The organism is Alphaproteobacteria bacterium, from assembly GCA_016722515.1.
Lineage (GTDB): Bacteria > Pseudomonadota > Alphaproteobacteria > Rickettsiales > JADKJE01 > JADKJE01.
In genome coordinates this window covers 364,437-380,362 of record JADKJE010000001.1, presented here as the reverse complement: position 1 = coordinate 380,362, position 15,926 = coordinate 364,437, and the positions used below count along the sequence as shown (strand labels likewise).

The 15,926-nt window shown below is 43.9% G+C and carries 14 protein-coding genes; 9 read left to right on the top strand and 5 right to left on the bottom strand.

The annotated features are described in order from the left end of the window. Positions 1-147 precede the first annotated feature (147 nt). From rsmD to IPP74_01695, 3 genes are read right to left on the bottom strand one after another with little or no spacing between them, the layout of a single operon-like run. Positions 148-714, bottom strand: a complete 567-nt coding sequence (gene rsmD, locus IPP74_01705) for a 16S rRNA (guanine(966)-N(2))-methyltransferase RsmD (protein ID MBL0318010.1) — start codon at positions 712-714, stop codon at positions 148-150. Continuing rightward, complete coding sequence (locus IPP74_01700) at positions 711-1,508, bottom strand: rRNA pseudouridine synthase (GenBank protein ID MBL0318009.1); 798 nt, start codon at positions 1,506-1,508, stop codon at positions 711-713. The genes rsmD and IPP74_01700 overlap by 4 nt, the downstream gene beginning before the upstream one ends. An 8-nt stretch (positions 1,509-1,516) precedes the next feature. Further along, on the bottom strand, positions 1,517-3,022 hold the full coding sequence (locus IPP74_01695; GenBank protein ID MBL0318008.1) for a UbiD family decarboxylase: 1,506 nt from the start codon (positions 3,020-3,022) through the stop codon (positions 1,517-1,519). A gap of 132 nt (positions 3,023-3,154) precedes the next feature. Here IPP74_01695 and IPP74_01690 point away from each other — a divergent pair, with 132 nt between their 5' ends. The 9 genes from IPP74_01690 to IPP74_01650 all read left to right on the top strand — a co-directional run bounded on the left by IPP74_01690 (position 3,155) and on the right by IPP74_01650 (position 13,421). Then, the gene (locus IPP74_01690) at positions 3,155-4,930 is read left to right on the top strand and encodes a hypothetical protein (GenBank protein ID MBL0318007.1); all 1,776 of its coding nucleotides are present in this window, start codon (positions 3,155-3,157) and stop codon (positions 4,928-4,930) included. Between the two features lie 202 nt (positions 4,931-5,132). Continuing rightward, the gene (kdpA, locus tag IPP74_01685; GenBank protein ID MBL0318006.1) at positions 5,133-6,908 is read left to right on the top strand and encodes a potassium-transporting ATPase subunit KdpA; all 1,776 of its coding nucleotides are present in this window, start codon (positions 5,133-5,135) and stop codon (positions 6,906-6,908) included. A 29-nt stretch (positions 6,909-6,937) separates the two neighbouring features. Further along, on the top strand, positions 6,938-8,977 hold the full coding sequence (gene kdpB / locus IPP74_01680) for a potassium-transporting ATPase subunit KdpB (protein ID MBL0318005.1): 2,040 nt from the start codon (positions 6,938-6,940) through the stop codon (positions 8,975-8,977). A 9-nt stretch (positions 8,978-8,986) separates the two neighbouring features. After that, positions 8,987-9,571, top strand: a complete 585-nt coding sequence (kdpC, locus tag IPP74_01675) for a potassium-transporting ATPase subunit KdpC (protein MBL0318004.1) — start codon at positions 8,987-8,989, stop codon at positions 9,569-9,571. After that, positions 9,558-11,315 (top strand): sensor histidine kinase KdpD, encoded by a 1,758-nt coding sequence (locus IPP74_01670; protein ID MBL0318003.1) that lies wholly within the window; start codon positions 9,558-9,560, stop codon positions 11,313-11,315. The genes kdpC and IPP74_01670 overlap by 14 nt, the downstream gene beginning before the upstream one ends. A gap of 3 nt (positions 11,316-11,318) precedes the next feature. Beyond that, the gene (locus IPP74_01665; protein ID MBL0318002.1) at positions 11,319-11,576 is read left to right on the top strand and encodes a GAF domain-containing protein; all 258 of its coding nucleotides are present in this window, start codon (positions 11,319-11,321) and stop codon (positions 11,574-11,576) included. 337 nt (positions 11,577-11,913) lie between these two features. Beyond that, on the top strand, positions 11,914-12,168 hold the full coding sequence (locus IPP74_01660; GenBank protein ID MBL0318001.1) for a hypothetical protein: 255 nt from the start codon (positions 11,914-11,916) through the stop codon (positions 12,166-12,168). Between the two features lie 165 nt (positions 12,169-12,333). Beyond that, positions 12,334-12,765, top strand: a complete 432-nt coding sequence (locus IPP74_01655; protein MBL0318000.1) for a hypothetical protein — start codon at positions 12,334-12,336, stop codon at positions 12,763-12,765. Positions 12,766-13,052: 287 nt separating this feature from the next. Further along, complete coding sequence (locus IPP74_01650) at positions 13,053-13,421, top strand: hypothetical protein (protein ID MBL0317999.1); 369 nt, start codon at positions 13,053-13,055, stop codon at positions 13,419-13,421. Positions 13,422-13,425: 4 nt separating this feature from the next. Here IPP74_01650 and murA read toward each other — a convergent pair whose 3' ends face one another. After that, entirely contained in the window at positions 13,426-14,715 is a 1,290-nt protein-coding gene (murA, locus tag IPP74_01645) for a UDP-N-acetylglucosamine 1-carboxyvinyltransferase (protein ID MBL0317998.1), read from the bottom strand. 3 nt (positions 14,716-14,718) lie between these two features. Continuing rightward, entirely contained in the window at positions 14,719-15,306 is a 588-nt protein-coding gene (locus IPP74_01640) for a dCTP deaminase (protein ID MBL0317997.1), read from the bottom strand. Positions 15,307-15,926: the final 620 nt, after the last annotated feature.

Here is a 15,926-nt window from a genome sequence, read left to right as displayed (position 1 = left end):
TGTGCTTAAGCCTATTAAGCTGAGAAATCGATGCCGCCCTATTTGGGGGGGGGGGCAGAATGGCCTCCTGGCCGAATGGGCAGCTGAATCGTGACGAGATTAATGTGCACCATCGTATCCTTATTATGATATCGATAGGGGAGATATCTATGAACTATACCGCAAAAACACTAATTTCGTCCGCCCATAATGCCTTTCGTCATCAAGTACATAACCTTGTGGGAATACTAGGTCTTCGGTTTTGCTGACTTCAACGCAGATTAAGGCGTTTTGGTTAAGCCAGCCGCCTTTGGCGAGTGATGTTAAGCAGGGCAGGGTGAGTTTTTGGTCATAGGGAGCATCGATAAAAGCCAGATGATAAGCTTGTTTGGCAGAGGGCAGACGGCTAGAATCGGTGCAGACGAACTGGCAAGTCTCTTCCTCACGCAGATGTTTGGCATTTTTTTTGACGATATCCAAAGCTTCGCGGCTTCTATCAATAAACGTAACGGATTTGGCCCCGCGTGAGAGGGCTTCAAAACCCAGCGATCCACAACCACAGAAAATATCGAGTATATCCAGCCCTTCAAGGTAATTGGGGGCAAGCATGGGGCCGTGGCAGAGAATGTTGAATAAAGCTTCCCGTACTTTGCCCATGGTAGGGCGCAATTGTTTTGAATCGAGTGTTTCGAGGCGGGCGCCTCGATGTTTACCGGTAATAATGTGCATGGTCATGGGAGATAATTCCTGATAAATTTGGGTGGCACTTCCTGGACTTTGCCACGCGGAAGCTCATCTAAGTTAAAGGGGCCGTAAGCTGTACGGATAAGGCGGTTAACCGCCAGGCCGAAATGTTCAAACACGTTACGGATTTCGCGGTTTTTGCCTTCGGTTAATGTCACCGTAAACCAGAAATTTTGTCGAGCACGCGGATTTGGTATGTGGTTGGGGCTTTCTTCTTTGGTAGAATCTATTTCAATACCAATGGCACCGTAGCGTATGCCGTCAATGGTAACACCACTGGCTACTTTTTCTTTAAATTTATGAGGGATAGCACCAAAGGCCCTTACCCGGTATTTACGTTTCCATCCGGTTTGCGGCAGCGAACAATAGCGGGCCACTTCACCATTATTGGTGAGCAGCAATAATCCTTCACTATTATAATCAAGCCTACCAATGGTAATTACCCGAGGTAAGTCGCGGGGGAGGATATCAAAAATAGTGGCACGTCCCTGGGGATCACTGTGGGTTGTTAAACAGCCGGTGGGTTTATGAAATATCCACATGCGGGTAGCTGGCCTTTGTGATTCAAGGAGCTTTCCTTCAACCACGACGCTATCGGTAGAGACTACTGTAAATGCAGGTGTTTCTACGAGTTTACCGTTGACTTTGACTAACCCTTGAAGGATTTTTTCTTCGGCTTTTCTGCGCGAGCACACACCGGCATCAGCCATTCTTTTGGCAAGACGCATAGGCTTTTCAGCCGAAGGGTCCGATGGGGCAGAGGGAGGTGAAGGTTTATGAGGCATGGTTTATTTTATTTCCAAATAGGTTTGCCGCTGGTTGGCAGTCCAAGTTTATCCCACATTTGGCTGACTTTATCAACTATGTCGGTATCCATACTGATAAGCGCTCCCCATTCGCGGTTGGTTTCTGGTGGCAGTTTGTTGGTGGCATCAATGCCTAGTTTACTGCCAAGGTTAGAAACAGGGGAGGCAAAATCCAAATAATCCATAGGGGTGCCTTCGATTACGGTAAGGTCGCGTCCGGGGTCACTGCGCGTTGAAATGGCCCACATCACATCCTTCCAATCGCGGCAATTAATATCATCATCAACCACAATCACCATTTTAGTATACATAAACTGGCGCAGAAACGACCATACTCCCATCATAATGCGCTTGGCATGTCCGGGGTACGCTTTTTTGATACTGACGACAGCGATACGGTAGGAACAACCCTCGGGTGGCAGCCAGAAGTCAATGATTTCCGGGAATTGTTGTTGCAGCAAAGGAATGAAGACTTCATTTAATGCTTCACCCAGTACGGAAGGTTCATCGGGTGGTCGACCGGTGAAGGTGGTGAGGTAAATGGGGTCTTTTCGCATGGTGATGGCGGTAAGTGTAAATACAGGGAATGGTTCTATCGAATTATAATAACCGGTATGGTCACCATAGGGGCCTTCATCCTGGTATTCATCTAGACTGACATAGCCTTCAAGTATAATTTCAGCGTGCGCGGGCACTTCCAAAGGAATCGTTTTGCAGGCCACTAGCTCCAAGCTTTTACCACGCAGCAAACCAGAAAATTGATATTCAGAAAGTGTATCGGGTACGGGGGTAACGGCAGCAAGGATGGTGGCAGGATCGGCACCAATAACAACGGCTGCGGGTATGGGTTCTGTTTTTTGTTCCTTCCAGCGCTGATGATGCTGTGCTCCGCCACGATGTTTAAGCCAACGCATTAAGGTCTTGTTTTTTCCAACGACCTGCATCCGGTAAATGCCAAGATTATAATGATCTACTTTGTCGGAAGAAGGGCCTTTGGTAACCACTAGTGGCCAGGTAATGAGTGGAGCTGGTTCCCCTGGCCAGCACGTTTGGATGGGGAGTGTGGAAAGGTCGATTTCATCACCTGTGAAAACCACGTCCTGACAAGGGGCATGTTTGACCAGTTTGGGTTTCATCGCCATGGCTTTTTTAAGGATGGGCAGCATATCCCATGCCTCCTTCCAGCCACCAGGAGGTTCAGGCTGTTTGAGAAAAGCCAGTGTTTGTCCTAATTCGCGTAATTGGTCTTTTGTGACGCCCATGCCCTGAGCCACACGGTCTATCGTACCAAAGAGATTCATGAGCACAGGTATGGGCGAAGCGCCATGCTCGCTATAGGCATGTTCAAAGAGGACCGCAGGGCCTTGTTCTGCAAGCAGACGCGTTTGGATTTCGGTCATTTCCAGTACGGTTGACACAGGTTCTTTAACCCGCACTAATTGTCCGTTTCTTTCAAGCTCTGCAATGAAATCGCGTAATGATTGGTAGGTCATCTAAGCGGTTATAGCATAAAAGGAGGGGAAGGTGAATGGCTATAATGTAAGGGTAATGCCATATTCGCTAAAGGGCGTAACCCAAGCCTTCGTCCGTTTCATCTTCGTCCGTTTCATCGGCCGTTAACAATAATGCAGCTTACACTTGATGATGATGGAAACCAAGCGCTTTATTTTGCAGCAAAATCCAATAATGTTGCCATTTTTAAAGCTTTAATGGATCGTGGGGCTATTACCAATACAGCGAATTTTCAAGGAATATTATGGACCAAGGATGCTGCTGGACTGAATGTTAAAAAGTATCTTAATGAAATCCACACTGAAATTCTTCAACAAATAAAAGTTAACGATAAATCTATATTAGGATTAGGTTTTGATGGTTCTATAAATGAAAGTCGGCAATCTATGATATTTGCAAGCCAGGCGCAAGATCGGGAGCTAGTTGCCCCAATCATGAAATCTCTCTATTCACAAAACCCAACACTTCGCCCACGTTTACATGGTTTAACTCTGCTTGCAGAGGCGGGTTTAGCCCAAGTGGTGGTTTGTCCCGATTCCTTGGTATCTAGTTTATCTCCTTTGCTACCCTTGGCAGGCGGCGTTTACAATGCAAGATCGTACGATCCCTTTATAATAGATGATCTCATTCTTTTAATTAAAGATTCTCGTAAGTTTAATACCGAGTTCTATGTATCGCATTCTGAGTCGGCTAAAGAGATGGTTGCAACTCTCGTTCATGAAGGCGGCCATTTACTCGATCATTTTTATCAGCATTATTGCAGTGATCAACGTATTGAACTTGATGTTATTGAAATTAAATATGCTGTTATGGAGTGGTTTAGAACCAATGAAGTAGACACAATACAAAAAGAAGAAATTAGACAAATAGTTTTAGATGAACTGATGTTATACAAGGCAGAAGATCAAGCGAGGGAACTCTTTGTGCGTATTCACCAGCTGGTTGTGCTCCAAGGAACTGATGAATATGTCAAATCCATTTCACCGTTATGGGAAGTGTATCAACAGATTATAGGACAAGAAACATTACTGGTAAAGCATCTCATAGCCCACCAATTTATTCGTCATTTAGGCTTACATGAAAATGATAATACCCTTATGCAGAAGATGGCAGACGTGGTGATTACCCAACTTGAGAATGACAAAATAGTGCTTTTTGATATGACACAAGCAACTCCACCATTACCACTAGCTGAACGATTACCCCCTGAATACCAAATCAATTTAAGTAAGCTGTTGCGTCAAGTCCAGAGCGAATTTCTAAGATTTTCAGTGTCTCCCTCCAGCGAGTCCGCAAAGCTATATGAGTTCTTTCTAGCGCAGGATTGTGGTACAAAAAAGAATATTTTAAAGAAATTATGGACAACGAACCAGGGTATTCAACAGATATCCCTGATGATTATTTTGGAACCAAAGATTTTACTTTTAGTTGATACATTGAGATTAGAAACAGGTGATAGTCGTGCGCTTTCACAACTAGGATTATGTTTAGAAAAAAGTGAGCTTTTTGCTGATCGACTTATTTCTAATAAAGAACTTACGGGTGAACAAAAATTAAAAATTGCTGAGATACTTCAAGAAATTGGTTTTGATCTTCAAAAAACAATTACGCACAACGAACAAAAATGCATTTTTTCAGATTTATTTTTATTATGTGGAAGAGAAGGGAATATCCCTCTTGAAGCAAAGAATTCTGAACCGCAGAATGTCCTTGATCGTGTCATTAAGCGTGTAGTGTGTCCCAACCAGGTTCAACGTCAAACAAATGCCCCACAAAAATGTATTGCAACAATATTGAAAAGTAAGGACGACTTATCTATCAATTATGCTGAGAGGCATAAAGCATCACAGGGTCAAGGAAAATCTAATCCACTAGCGAGGTCGATGTAATTATGTGGCTCAGTCCAAACGGCCACTCCTAACGTTTTACTAGCTCAATTCCACGTTCTGTCAGATTAGGGATGGTATCTGTCACGCATGCTGCATGTTCATGTCCTTTTTGCCAGTTATTAACGTTCAAGTAACGATTAACAGCGACAATGCGTTTAGACTCATTCAAGCATTAATTGTTTTATCTATGATTCTTTGGGATATGACCACCAATAGTATTGCACAAATCTGCCTGTTTCTAGGCTTGTTGATACTGTGTATAACGCCTCTTGGTTCGTATATGGCTAAGGTTTTTTCTGGTGAAAAAACGTGTCTCTATCGGATAGTCTATCCGGTAGAAAAAATATGTTATCGGCTCTGTGGTATTGATTCTGCTAGGGAAATGACGTGGCAAGCGTATGTGGGTGCGATCTTGATTTTTACTGCCGCAGGTTTTTTAGTCCTTTATTCGATATTTATCCTGCAAGCCTATTTACCACTTAATCCGCTGCATCGTCCCAACCTAGCTGTTGATTTAGCCTTTAATGCGGCTGTGAGTTTTGTTACTAACACCAATTGGCAGTCCTATGCGGGTGAACGTGATTTAAGTTATTTCAGCCAGATGGTGGGGATTACGACCCAGCATTTTATTTCGGCTTCGGTAGGAATAGCTGTTTTAATGGCGGTGATCAGAGGGCTTAAGCGTAAGAAGGTTGAGGAATTAGGAAATTTCTGGGTAGATGTTGTGCGGGCTAATCTGTATCTGCTATTACCTTTATCGTGTCTATTGGCGGTTATACTTGGGAGCCAGGGTGTTATTCAAACCTTTCAATCCTCCCTGCATGTACCATTTTTTGAACCAATCCATCATGTGTCGGGAAAAGAATTACGTGATACCGTGATTTCTACCCAGGAAATTGCGGTAGGGCCTGTCGCTTCACAAATAGCCATTAAACAATTAGGCACGAATGGCGGAGGGTATTATAATGTCAACTCTAGCCATCCGTTTGAAAATCCAACGCCCGTTTCTAATTTTTTTGAATTACTGGCAATGCTGCTGATACCTGCGTCACTTTGCCATACATTTGGCAAAATGATTGGCGACCAGCGTCAGGGAATGGCGTACCTGGCCATTATGCTTATTGTCTTTATACCTTTACTTTTTATTGGTTATGGGGTGGAGCAAGGAGGTAACCCCAAATTTAATGCGTTGAATATTGACCAGTTGGCGAGTGATAATCAAGCGGGTGGTAATATGGAAGGAAAAGAAGTGCGGTTTGGCATTATAGATTCCACCATGTTTGCTGCGATCACCACCGCTTCGGCAAATGGCGCTGTGAATTCGATGCATGATTCGTACACGCCTTTAGGTGGAATGATACCACTTTTATTTATGCACTTTGGCGAAGTTATCTTTGGAGGGGTTGGCTCAGGTGTATATGGAATGCTTGCCTATGTCATTATTACGGTTTTCCTAGCGGGGCTGATGGTAGGAAGAACGCCCGAATATTTAGGGAAAAAAATATCAGTTTTTGAAATGAAAATGGCAATGATTGCGGTGTTAACACCCTGTGCTACGATATTAATCGGTGTGACGTTCGCGTTATTAACCCAAGCGGGGAAAGACGGAATTTTTAATCCAGGAGCCCAAGGATTTACCGAAATTCTCTATAGCTTTACCTCCGCCGCCGCTAACAATGGCAGCGCGTTTGCAGGCATAAAAGCCAACAATGTTTTTTATAATCTGGTGTTAGGATTGATCATGTTGATAGGGCGGTTCTCGGTCATCATCTCCATGCTTGCACTGGCTGGTAGCTTAGCGCAAAAACAGCCCGTTCCACCATCTGCTGGCACATTGCCAACACACAGGCCATTATTTGTATTTTTCGTCATAGGCGTTGTGATATTAGTGGGCGTATTGACTTTCTTTCCTGTATTAGCGCTGGGGCCTATTGCGGAACAGCTAAATTCAACGACTGATTTGATAGGGCGTAAATGAAAAAGGACTGTACCGCATTTTCAAAACAGATGCTTGATGCGCTTTTATTATCTGTGTTGCGTTTGAGAATACGTTATCAAATGCGTAACCCGGTGATGTTTATTGTTTTTCTTGGAGCCATGATCACAACCGTTATTTTTGTCTGGAGACTCTATATTCCCCATGCGATTATTTCAAGGGAGCCTATCTGGTTTGTTGGCCATGTTGCGTTTTGGCTATGGTTTAGTTTGTTGTTCGCTAATTTTTCGGAATCCTTAGCCGAAGGAAAAGGTAAAGCCCAGGCCGAGTCGCTCAAAAAAGCCAGGTCAGAAGTTGTAGCCAAAAAATTATCTCACATAGATAACCTGGATAATTATAAAAAAGTGGCAGCTAACCGACTTATGCGGGATGATTTAGTCCTCATTGAAGCTGGTGATGTTATTCCGGCAGATGGGCAGGTGATGGTTGGAATTGCTTCGATCGATGAAAGCGCTGTGACTGGCGAAAGCGCTCCGGTGATACGTGAATCGGGAGGGGATCGTGATGCTGTTATCGGGGGAACGAAAGTGCTATCTGATTTTATTGTGGTACGCATCAGTGCTGATGCGGGTGAATCGTTTTTAGATAGGATGATTGGATTGGTGGAAGGGGCACGCCGTCAAAAAACACCTAATGAAATGGCACTCAATACGATGCTCATGGGTATCACGGGCATTTTTTTACTGGTGTGCTTTACGCTTTTTTTTGTTTCTAAATACAGTGTAGAGCAAGCCGGAAGTGGACAATGTATAACGGTAACGATGCTGATTGCGTTGCTGGTTTGCCTTATTCCAACCACCATTGCTGGCTTATTATCGGCTATTGGTATTTCGGGGATGCAGCGTTTGGTTAATGCTAATGTGATAGCAACATCGGGAAGGGCAGTGGAGGCCGCAGGCGATATTAATATTTTACTCCTCGATAAAACGGGGACAATTACTATCGGTAATCGTCAAGCGGTTGAGTTTTTTCCAGCTCCAGGTTTTACCGCACAGGAAATGGCCCAAGCAGCAGAATTTGCCTCTCTTGCCGATGAAACGCCTGAAGGAAAAAGTATCGTAGCTCTAGCACGAGCAAAATATGGCGTTAAGGAAAGCACGGATCAACAGTCAGAAGTAAGCTTCATCCCCTTTACCGCAGAAACACGTACAAGTGGTGTCATGTTTGGCAGCAAGCAGATTTTGAAGGGAGCAGGGGATGCAATTGAAAATGTTGTCAACCGCTTTGGTGGTCATGTTGCTATTGAGGTTAAACGCCAGATTGAAGACATTGCCAGAAAGGGCGGAACTCCCTTATTGATTGCCCAAAATGCTCAGGTTCTGGGTGTTATTTATCTCAAAGATATTATTAAAAACGATATTAAGCAGCGCCTTGCCGAACTTCGGAAAATGGGCATTAAGAGTGTCATGATCACCGGCGATAATCCACTAACAGCCGCTGCTATTGCCAATGAAGCTGGTGTGGATGATTTTATTGCCGAGGCCACACCCGAAGCCAAGCTTAAATATATTAGAAAAATGCAAGAAGGTGGGGAGCTGGTAGCCATGGTTGGCGATGGCACCAACGACGCTCCTGCACTGGCGCAATCGGATGTTGCCGTGGCGATGAATTCGGGCACGCAAGCAGCAAAAGAAGCTAGCAATATGGTGGATCTGGATTCAGATCCCACCAAATTGATTGAGATTGTTAAAATTGGAAAACAATTGTTAATGACACGTGGAGCGTTAACAACGTTTAGTGTGTCGAATGATCTGGCAAAATATTTCGCGATTATTCCAGCTGCCTTGGTTGGAACGTATCCATCATTAAAGGCACTCAACGTTATGGGGCTGGCAAGCCCGCTTAGCTCGATATTGTCGGCAGTTATTTTTAATGCAGTGATTATATTGATGTTGATTCCACTTGCGATCAAAGGCGTCACATATAAACCAGTTTCAGCCGAAGCGTTGTTGCAACGAAATATTGTGATTTATGGGGTAGGTGGCGTGATCACGCCGTTTATCGGTATTAAGCTCATTGATATGCTGCTTAATTTTATCGGTTTAACTTAGGGAATAAAGATGCAAACGCTTACTGGTTCGATTCGTCCTGCATTGTGTTTATTACTCGTGCTGACACTCATCTGCGGTGTGTGTTATCCCCTTGTCTGTTTCGGAATATTACATGTTTTCTTTCCTAATCAATCACAGGGTAGCTTATTGCATGATAAGCAAGGAAACGTTCGCGGTTCAGCGTTAATTGGTCAACCCTTCTCAGATCCTAGTCATTTTTGGGCCCGCCCTTCAGCCACGTTGCATTTTCCTTATAATGCGTCGGCCTCGAATGGATCAAATTTAAGTGTCAATAATATTCAATTATGGCGTCTGGTTGCCTATAGAGCGAACAGATTGAGAGCATGGAGTCCTACCAGTAGTGAGGCAATACCTGTTGATTTAGTGACGGCATCTGCCAGTGGTTTGGATCCTCATATCAGTATGGCGGCTGCTTTATATCAAGTGCCGCGTATTGCAAATATCCGTCATAAGAAAGAGGAAGAAATTCTTGAATTGGTTCGTTTACATAGGGAACCCCGTCCATTTAATTTGTTTGGGGAACCGCGGGTTAATGTGTTAAAACTTAATATGGCACTCGATGGTATACAATAATGCGCATCACCAGTCAGTCGGGACGGACCGGCGGCCTAATCCTGATAAAATTCTTGATAAGATTAATCGGGATCAAAGAGGCACTCCCCATGGCAAGTTGAAGATTTTTTTTGGAGCTTCCGCAGGCGTGGGCAAGACCTATACGATGCTGAATGAGGCAAAAGAGCGTCGAGCAGAAGGCAAGCGGGTTGTTATAGGTGTGGTGGAATCGCATAGCCGTAGCGAGATTGTGAAGCTCATTGAAGGGTTTGAGGTGATACCTCCCACAGAGATTACCTACCGTGGTATTGTGATTAAAGAATTAAATCTGGAAGCGGCGATCACCCTTAAGCCTTCCTTATTGCTGATAGATGAACTAGCGCATACCAATGCCCCAGGTTCACGCCATCCCAAACGCTGGCAGGATGTTGAAGAGTTGATTAATAAAGGAATCGATGTTTATACCACGCTGAATGTCCAGCATTTAGAGAGTTTGAATGATCTGGTCGCCCGCTTAACCGGGATTAATGTCCGTGAAACGGTTCCTGACCAATTATTTGATAAGGCTGATGATATTGCGTTGGTTGATATCCCAACAGACGAACTTCTAAAAAGGTTAAGTGAAGGAAAAGTATATATCGGCCCTGATGCAGATAAGCATGCAGTTGAGAATTTCTTTAAGAAAACCAATCTCGTTGCATTACGGGAATTGGCACTGCGGCGGACGGCCGAGCGTGTGGATGCGCAAATGGACACGCTAACAGCAGAACAAGGCCAACATGAAGCGCAGATCGGTGAAAAAATTTTAGTGTGTGTTGGCCATGATGTTTTAACGGCCCATGTGCTACGGCATGCTAAGCGTATGGCCAATCGAAATAAGGCACCCTGGTATGCACTTTATGTAGAAACCAGTCAGCATTTTCGTTTATTGGATAAAGCCAGGGTGGCTGTTGATCGGAATTTGCGGCTTGCAGAGAGAATGGGTGCGCATATTGTGCGATTAACAGGTAATAATGCACTGGAAGAAATTCTTAATTATGCGCGAAGTTATGGCTTTACCCGAATCGTCGTAGGCCATCGACATCAATCGCCCAGGATAAGACTTTTTCAATCATCGCTTCCAAAGCAATTAATTGATTATGGGGCTGGGTTAGAGATAACAACCGTTTCACAAGACGTTGTGGTAGAGCAACCGTTTCAATCCTATTGGCGTCAATTAGTTGCACGTCCTTCTAATTATGTTTTTTCCTTTTTGCTGATGGTTTTAAGTACGGTTGTGGGATTATTGTTGGTCGATAAACTCAGCATGGATAATATCATGATGTTTTATCTTATCGGTGTCATTGTGATTGCTTCGCGGTTTGGAACCGGCCCCTCTATTTTTGCATCGGTTATAGGTGTTTTTGCATATAATTTCTTTTTTACATTTCCACATACGTTTTTGAATTTTTTTGAGCAGGATGATTATTTTCTCTTTAATATCATGTTTATCACCAGCCTTATTGTGGGATCGCAAGCCGCTCGAATGTCGCATCAAACACGATTATCTCGAAAACGTGAGTCGGAAACCACCATGTTATACGCGTTAACTAGAGATTTGTCCTCGGCTAAAACCATACGTGAAATGGCTGATATGGTTATAAAGCATATCGGGGTCGTTTTTGATGCTGATGTGGGAATCTATACATTTTCAGATGACGTATTGCACGTATTTCCGGAACGTTTTAATTTAGGTAACCTAAAAGAAGAAAATGTAGCAAGATAAACCATGGAAAACGGTTCTGCCACAGGACGCAACACGGATACGCTTCCTGCGGCAAAGGGATTTTATATCCCAGCAATTACGGAAAGCCAGGTTGTTGGCGTTTTGGCTGTTATTCCCCACAAGGAGCAATGTGAGTTCTCAGTTTCGCAGGTAAACCAGTTGGAAGCGTTTGCTTCGTTAATGGCTTCGGCCTTCCAGAGAGCTAAACATTCGGGGGAGATGGGGCAAACACACGTAGTGACACGCTCCGTGAAAACCTAGGCCATGATCAAAAAAAGCATTCTTATATAAACTCAGGACCCTACTTCTAAATGGTATCATAATGGGGAGCAGGTCAATTGAGCCAATGATCAAGGCCGCTAAAATGGTCAAAAATCACTGGGATGGGATCCTGCGTTTGAAAGAGAGTCAGATGAAAATGGCATCCTTGAGAGACTCAATCCTATTATTCAAGCAGCTAAACCAAGGGCCAGAGGCTATCAATTTGAGCACTTCAAACGTGAATGTGGCTTTCTGCACTATTTTATAATATTGTATTGAATAATTGTTTGGTGTGTTGTATGATTATGCTTGTGTGTCATTAAAATGTTGTATAAATATGTGGCGTGGACTTGAGCCTTTATCCATCGATATATCGCAAGGTGTATTTATTCCTAAAAATAAATATGACTTGAATTATATCCTCGCACCTAACGTATGCGAATGTGTTGTCGCCGTGATTCAAGGAAGTAAAGGAACATTTGCTTATCATTTTTTTAAAATGGATAAGAAGAAAGAACTTTATAATCAAATAAAAAAATATCGTAAAGCTATAGGTAATGTAGAGCAATGCATAACGCTTGGAGGCAATTAAACAAACAAATGTGCGATTCCAAAACATTTATACGAGCCTTCTTCTTATGATGAAGGCCACGAGTGGCTGCCTAAACATGCAAATTGGAAAGAATATAAACAGATTTATAGAGATATTGATCCAGCCTTTATAGGTTGCTCACTGGGTTTTGAAAGTGATGCAAAAATGAAGGCATTTATAAAAGCTCAGGAGCGCCCCTCAGAAGAGATTAGAATTAAGAATATGCTCATTGGAAAGAATGCTTTCTACGATATTAATTACGAAAAATTTAGTGATTTGCAATTGGAATATGGTAAATCTGAATTCGGAGAATCGTTTCCTGCTTTAAGCGGGTCGGTTACTTCTCCAGAATTTCTAATCGGTGAAGTGAATAAACTGAAAGTGCACCAGGTACTTAAGAAATTTAATATTGACGTAGACAAGCATCTTTATAACGATCTTGCTAACAATATCCGGATTGATTTGATACCTGGTGGTCCTGAACCTTTAGCGACCACCATGCTAATCAATTCTGAACATTGTGGTATGTATCGAAGAGAGGAATTTGCGCCAATCCAATCCATGCAGAGATCATCTCAAGGATGCTCTCTACAGTGAAGGAAGAAAGTGCACTTGTTCATTTCTAAGTGCAAAGTGCCAGCCGATGTCAACTCCCATAATGTCGAATTGAACACCATCTGCATAAAAATCATGGACAGCACCGAGTCCATTTTTAACTAGGCCAGGTGTATTATTGCTCACAAACCGACTAATGATCTGATTACCTTCATTCATACGTAAGTGTCGGCTAAAGACGCGTACGCAAATAATTTAAGTTAGGTCTTTTCTTTTGTATTTTTAATGGGCTATACTCCTTCGTAGACTAGAACAGGTATATCCTTCTTATGCTGACATCGACACGTTCATCGCAACAGACATCTTCTAAAATGGAACTGGCTACCAAAAGCAATGAAGCAGGTGCTATGTCGCAGGATTTGGCTATCAAACCTTTGTCCGCTGTTAGTGAACAACGACAACATCAGCAGGCGCTTCATTATCAGTTGGTAGCCCATCACACAGTATGGGCGTTAATGCAGCTGACGCAGGAAGCAATACCGCATACCGAAGTGGCCTTATCTTCACAACTATCTATTGATGTTCAGGCCAATACGCTTTTTCACGATGATCTATCAGCCCCTGGCTATTTACACTATGAGCAACTTCGCCTTGTGCCAGAAGATGAACCAGTTTTATCTGTTCATTTGGACGTTTAAGTTATTAACCTGGTACTCGCTCAATATCCGCCCCGCATGCACGAAGTTTAACTTCAATGCGCTCGTAACCTCTATCGAGATGGTAGACGCGGTTGATATAGGTTTCGCCTTGGGCAACTAATCCTGCCAGAATAAGCGAAACGGAAGCACGTAAATCAGTAGCCATCACTTCCGCACCCTGAAGATCGGGTACACCACGAATCAAGGCAGCATTGCCTGTAATCGTGATATTAGCGCCCATGCGTGTTAATTCCGATACGTGCATGAAGCGGTTTTCAAAAATGGTTTCTTTGATGATAGATGCCCCGTTGCTTAAGGCAAACAGAGCCATCATTTGTGCCTGCATATCGGTAGGGAAACTTGGGTAAGGCGATGTGGTCAAATCACACGGTAAAATAGGTGAGGAACTATCACGGCGAATACGGATACCTTTATCGTTGATGATAATCTCAGCACCGGCTTCCTGGAATTTTTCTAATGTAGCGGTCATAATGTCGGGCTGAATATGGGCAAGCAGGATATCGCCTCCGGTAATAACGGCAGCGGCTGCAAAAGTGCCGGCTTCAATACGGTCGGCAACGACATGGTGGGTCGCCGGTCGTAATGAGGTAACCCCTTCAATGACTAAATTACTTGTGCCGATCCCCTCAATTTTAGCGCCCATTTGTTTTAAGCAATGAATAAGGTCGGTGACTTCGGGTTCTTTAGCAGCATTATGGATTGTGGTGACTCCATCAGCCAGGGTCGCGGCCATGACCAGATTTTCAGTTGCACCAACGGAGACTTTATCAAACTGGATTTCACATCCTTTTAGTCGTTGAGGCACGTGGGCATGGACGTAACCGCCTTCCAGCGTAATAACCGCTCCCATTTGTTCGAGTGCTTTAAGGTGCATATCGATTGGGCGTGTACCAATAGCACAGCCACCAGGGAGGGACACTTTAGCTTCGCCATAACGGGCTAGCAACGGTCCTAGTACCAACACGGAAGCGCGCATTTTGCGGACGATATCATACGGAGCGATATAGCTGGTAATGTCCTTGGTATGGAGTGTCAAGGCACGACCTGCAGCGCCGCCTGGTTCGAGGTCTCCACTTAAAGTGAAGCTGGTGCCATGCTGACCCAGCAGGTTGGCCATCGTAATGATATCAACCAGATGTGGGATATTGGTCAACGTTAACGGTTCAGCGCTTAGCAGGCTGGCTGCCATGATAGGAAGCGCTGCATTTTTAGCTCCGGCAATGGGAATTGTCCCAACAAGGCGGTTACCACCGCGAATACGAATGCGATCCACAGATTATTCCTCCACCGGTTGGAGAACGCGGGGCAGGGTAACGCCCGTTTGTCCTTGGTATTTTCCGGCACGGTCTTTATAGGAGACCTCACAGACGCTTTCGGCCTTAAAGAAAAGGAACTGGCAAGCGCCTTCACCAGCGTAGATCTTTGCGGGCAACGGGGTGGTATTTGAAAATTCCAGGGTGACATGTCCTTCCCATTCTGGTTCGAGCGGCGTGACATTCACAATAATCCCGCAACGGGCATACGTCGATTTACCTACGCAAATCACCAAGACATCACGAGGGATACGGAAATATTCTACTGTGCGTGCCAGGGCAAAACTATTGGGAGGAATGATGCACACATCGGTTTTGCGGTCAACCAGGCTCTGATTATCAAAAGCCTTCGGATCAACGACCGCAGAGTCGACATTGGTAAAAATTTTAAACTCATTAGCAACACGGGCATCGTAGCCGTAAGAAGAGAGTCCATAAGAAATAGCGCCTTCATTTTTGGCGTTGGTTCGCTGTAATGTGTCAACAAAAGGCTCAATCATTCCATCGGTGAGCGCTTTGTTGCGAATCCAGGTGTCAGATAAAATAGGCACAGTTACTCCATGAGTCATTATTAGATGAACCATCATGATATAGCGTGCGATTATTTGAGGCAATAGCAATTTCGCAAACAGATGCGTAAAACGCTGCACTTGGCTATTTGACGTATCTGTGGAGAGTTCTGGCACCGATGTTTACAAGAAAGTATGTGTGCAATCACAATGTGCCTTAAAAATATGTTGTAGTGGTGGTTAGTTGCGTATGAGTGAATCGTTTACCCTTGTTCTGCTTCGTCAGAACTTGATACAGGTTAAAGTGGGTGCTCTAACCTTTGCTGCTTGATAAGGAAACTGATGATGAAAAAGAAAGGCCGAAACAAAGCCGCAACGTTGTTAGTAGCAACCTTGCGGCTTTTGAAGCTGATTTTAGAGATGTTGAAATCTCTTGATCGGTTTCAATAACGCTAATAACGCCAATAACGCTACCGAGAATTCCTGGCGTGCCAAAAATCCTCATCCTGTACTTAATGCTAGCATAAAAGGATTAGACATTCAATATCGCCAGTAGTTTTAGTTGCGTTAATAGCCAAGCAACATTACATTGATATCCACTCCAAAAGGATGGCATATGAACGAATCGACCAACAGGCTGGAACAGGAACCGGCTGGGCTTC

Bases quoted from the DNA above. Each gene is read 5' to 3' on its own strand.
- rsmD (MBL0318010.1), bottom strand. From the start codon at position 714: ATGACCATGCACATTATTACCGGTAAACATCGAGGCGCCCGCCTCGAA.
- IPP74_01700 (MBL0318009.1), bottom strand. From the start codon at position 1,508: ATGCCTCATAAACCTTCACCTCCCTCTGCCCCATCGGACCCTTCGGCT.
- IPP74_01695 (MBL0318008.1), bottom strand. From the start codon at position 3,022: ATGACCTACCAATCATTACGCGATTTCATTGCAGAGCTTGAAAGAAAC.
- IPP74_01690 (MBL0318007.1), top strand. From the start codon at position 3,155: ATGCAGCTTACACTTGATGATGATGGAAACCAAGCGCTTTATTTTGCA.
- kdpA (MBL0318006.1), top strand. From the start codon at position 5,133: ATGACCACCAATAGTATTGCACAAATCTGCCTGTTTCTAGGCTTGTTG.
- kdpB (MBL0318005.1), top strand. From the start codon at position 6,938: ATGCTTGATGCGCTTTTATTATCTGTGTTGCGTTTGAGAATACGTTAT.
- kdpC (MBL0318004.1), top strand. From the start codon at position 8,987: ATGCAAACGCTTACTGGTTCGATTCGTCCTGCATTGTGTTTATTACTC.
- IPP74_01670 (MBL0318003.1), top strand. From the start codon at position 9,558: ATGGTATACAATAATGCGCATCACCAGTCAGTCGGGACGGACCGGCGG.
- IPP74_01665 (MBL0318002.1), top strand. From the start codon at position 11,319: ATGGAAAACGGTTCTGCCACAGGACGCAACACGGATACGCTTCCTGCG.
- IPP74_01660 (MBL0318001.1), top strand. From the start codon at position 11,914: ATGTGGCGTGGACTTGAGCCTTTATCCATCGATATATCGCAAGGTGTA.
- IPP74_01655 (MBL0318000.1), top strand. From the start codon at position 12,334: ATGAAGGCATTTATAAAAGCTCAGGAGCGCCCCTCAGAAGAGATTAGA.
- IPP74_01650 (MBL0317999.1), top strand. From the start codon at position 13,053: ATGCTGACATCGACACGTTCATCGCAACAGACATCTTCTAAAATGGAA.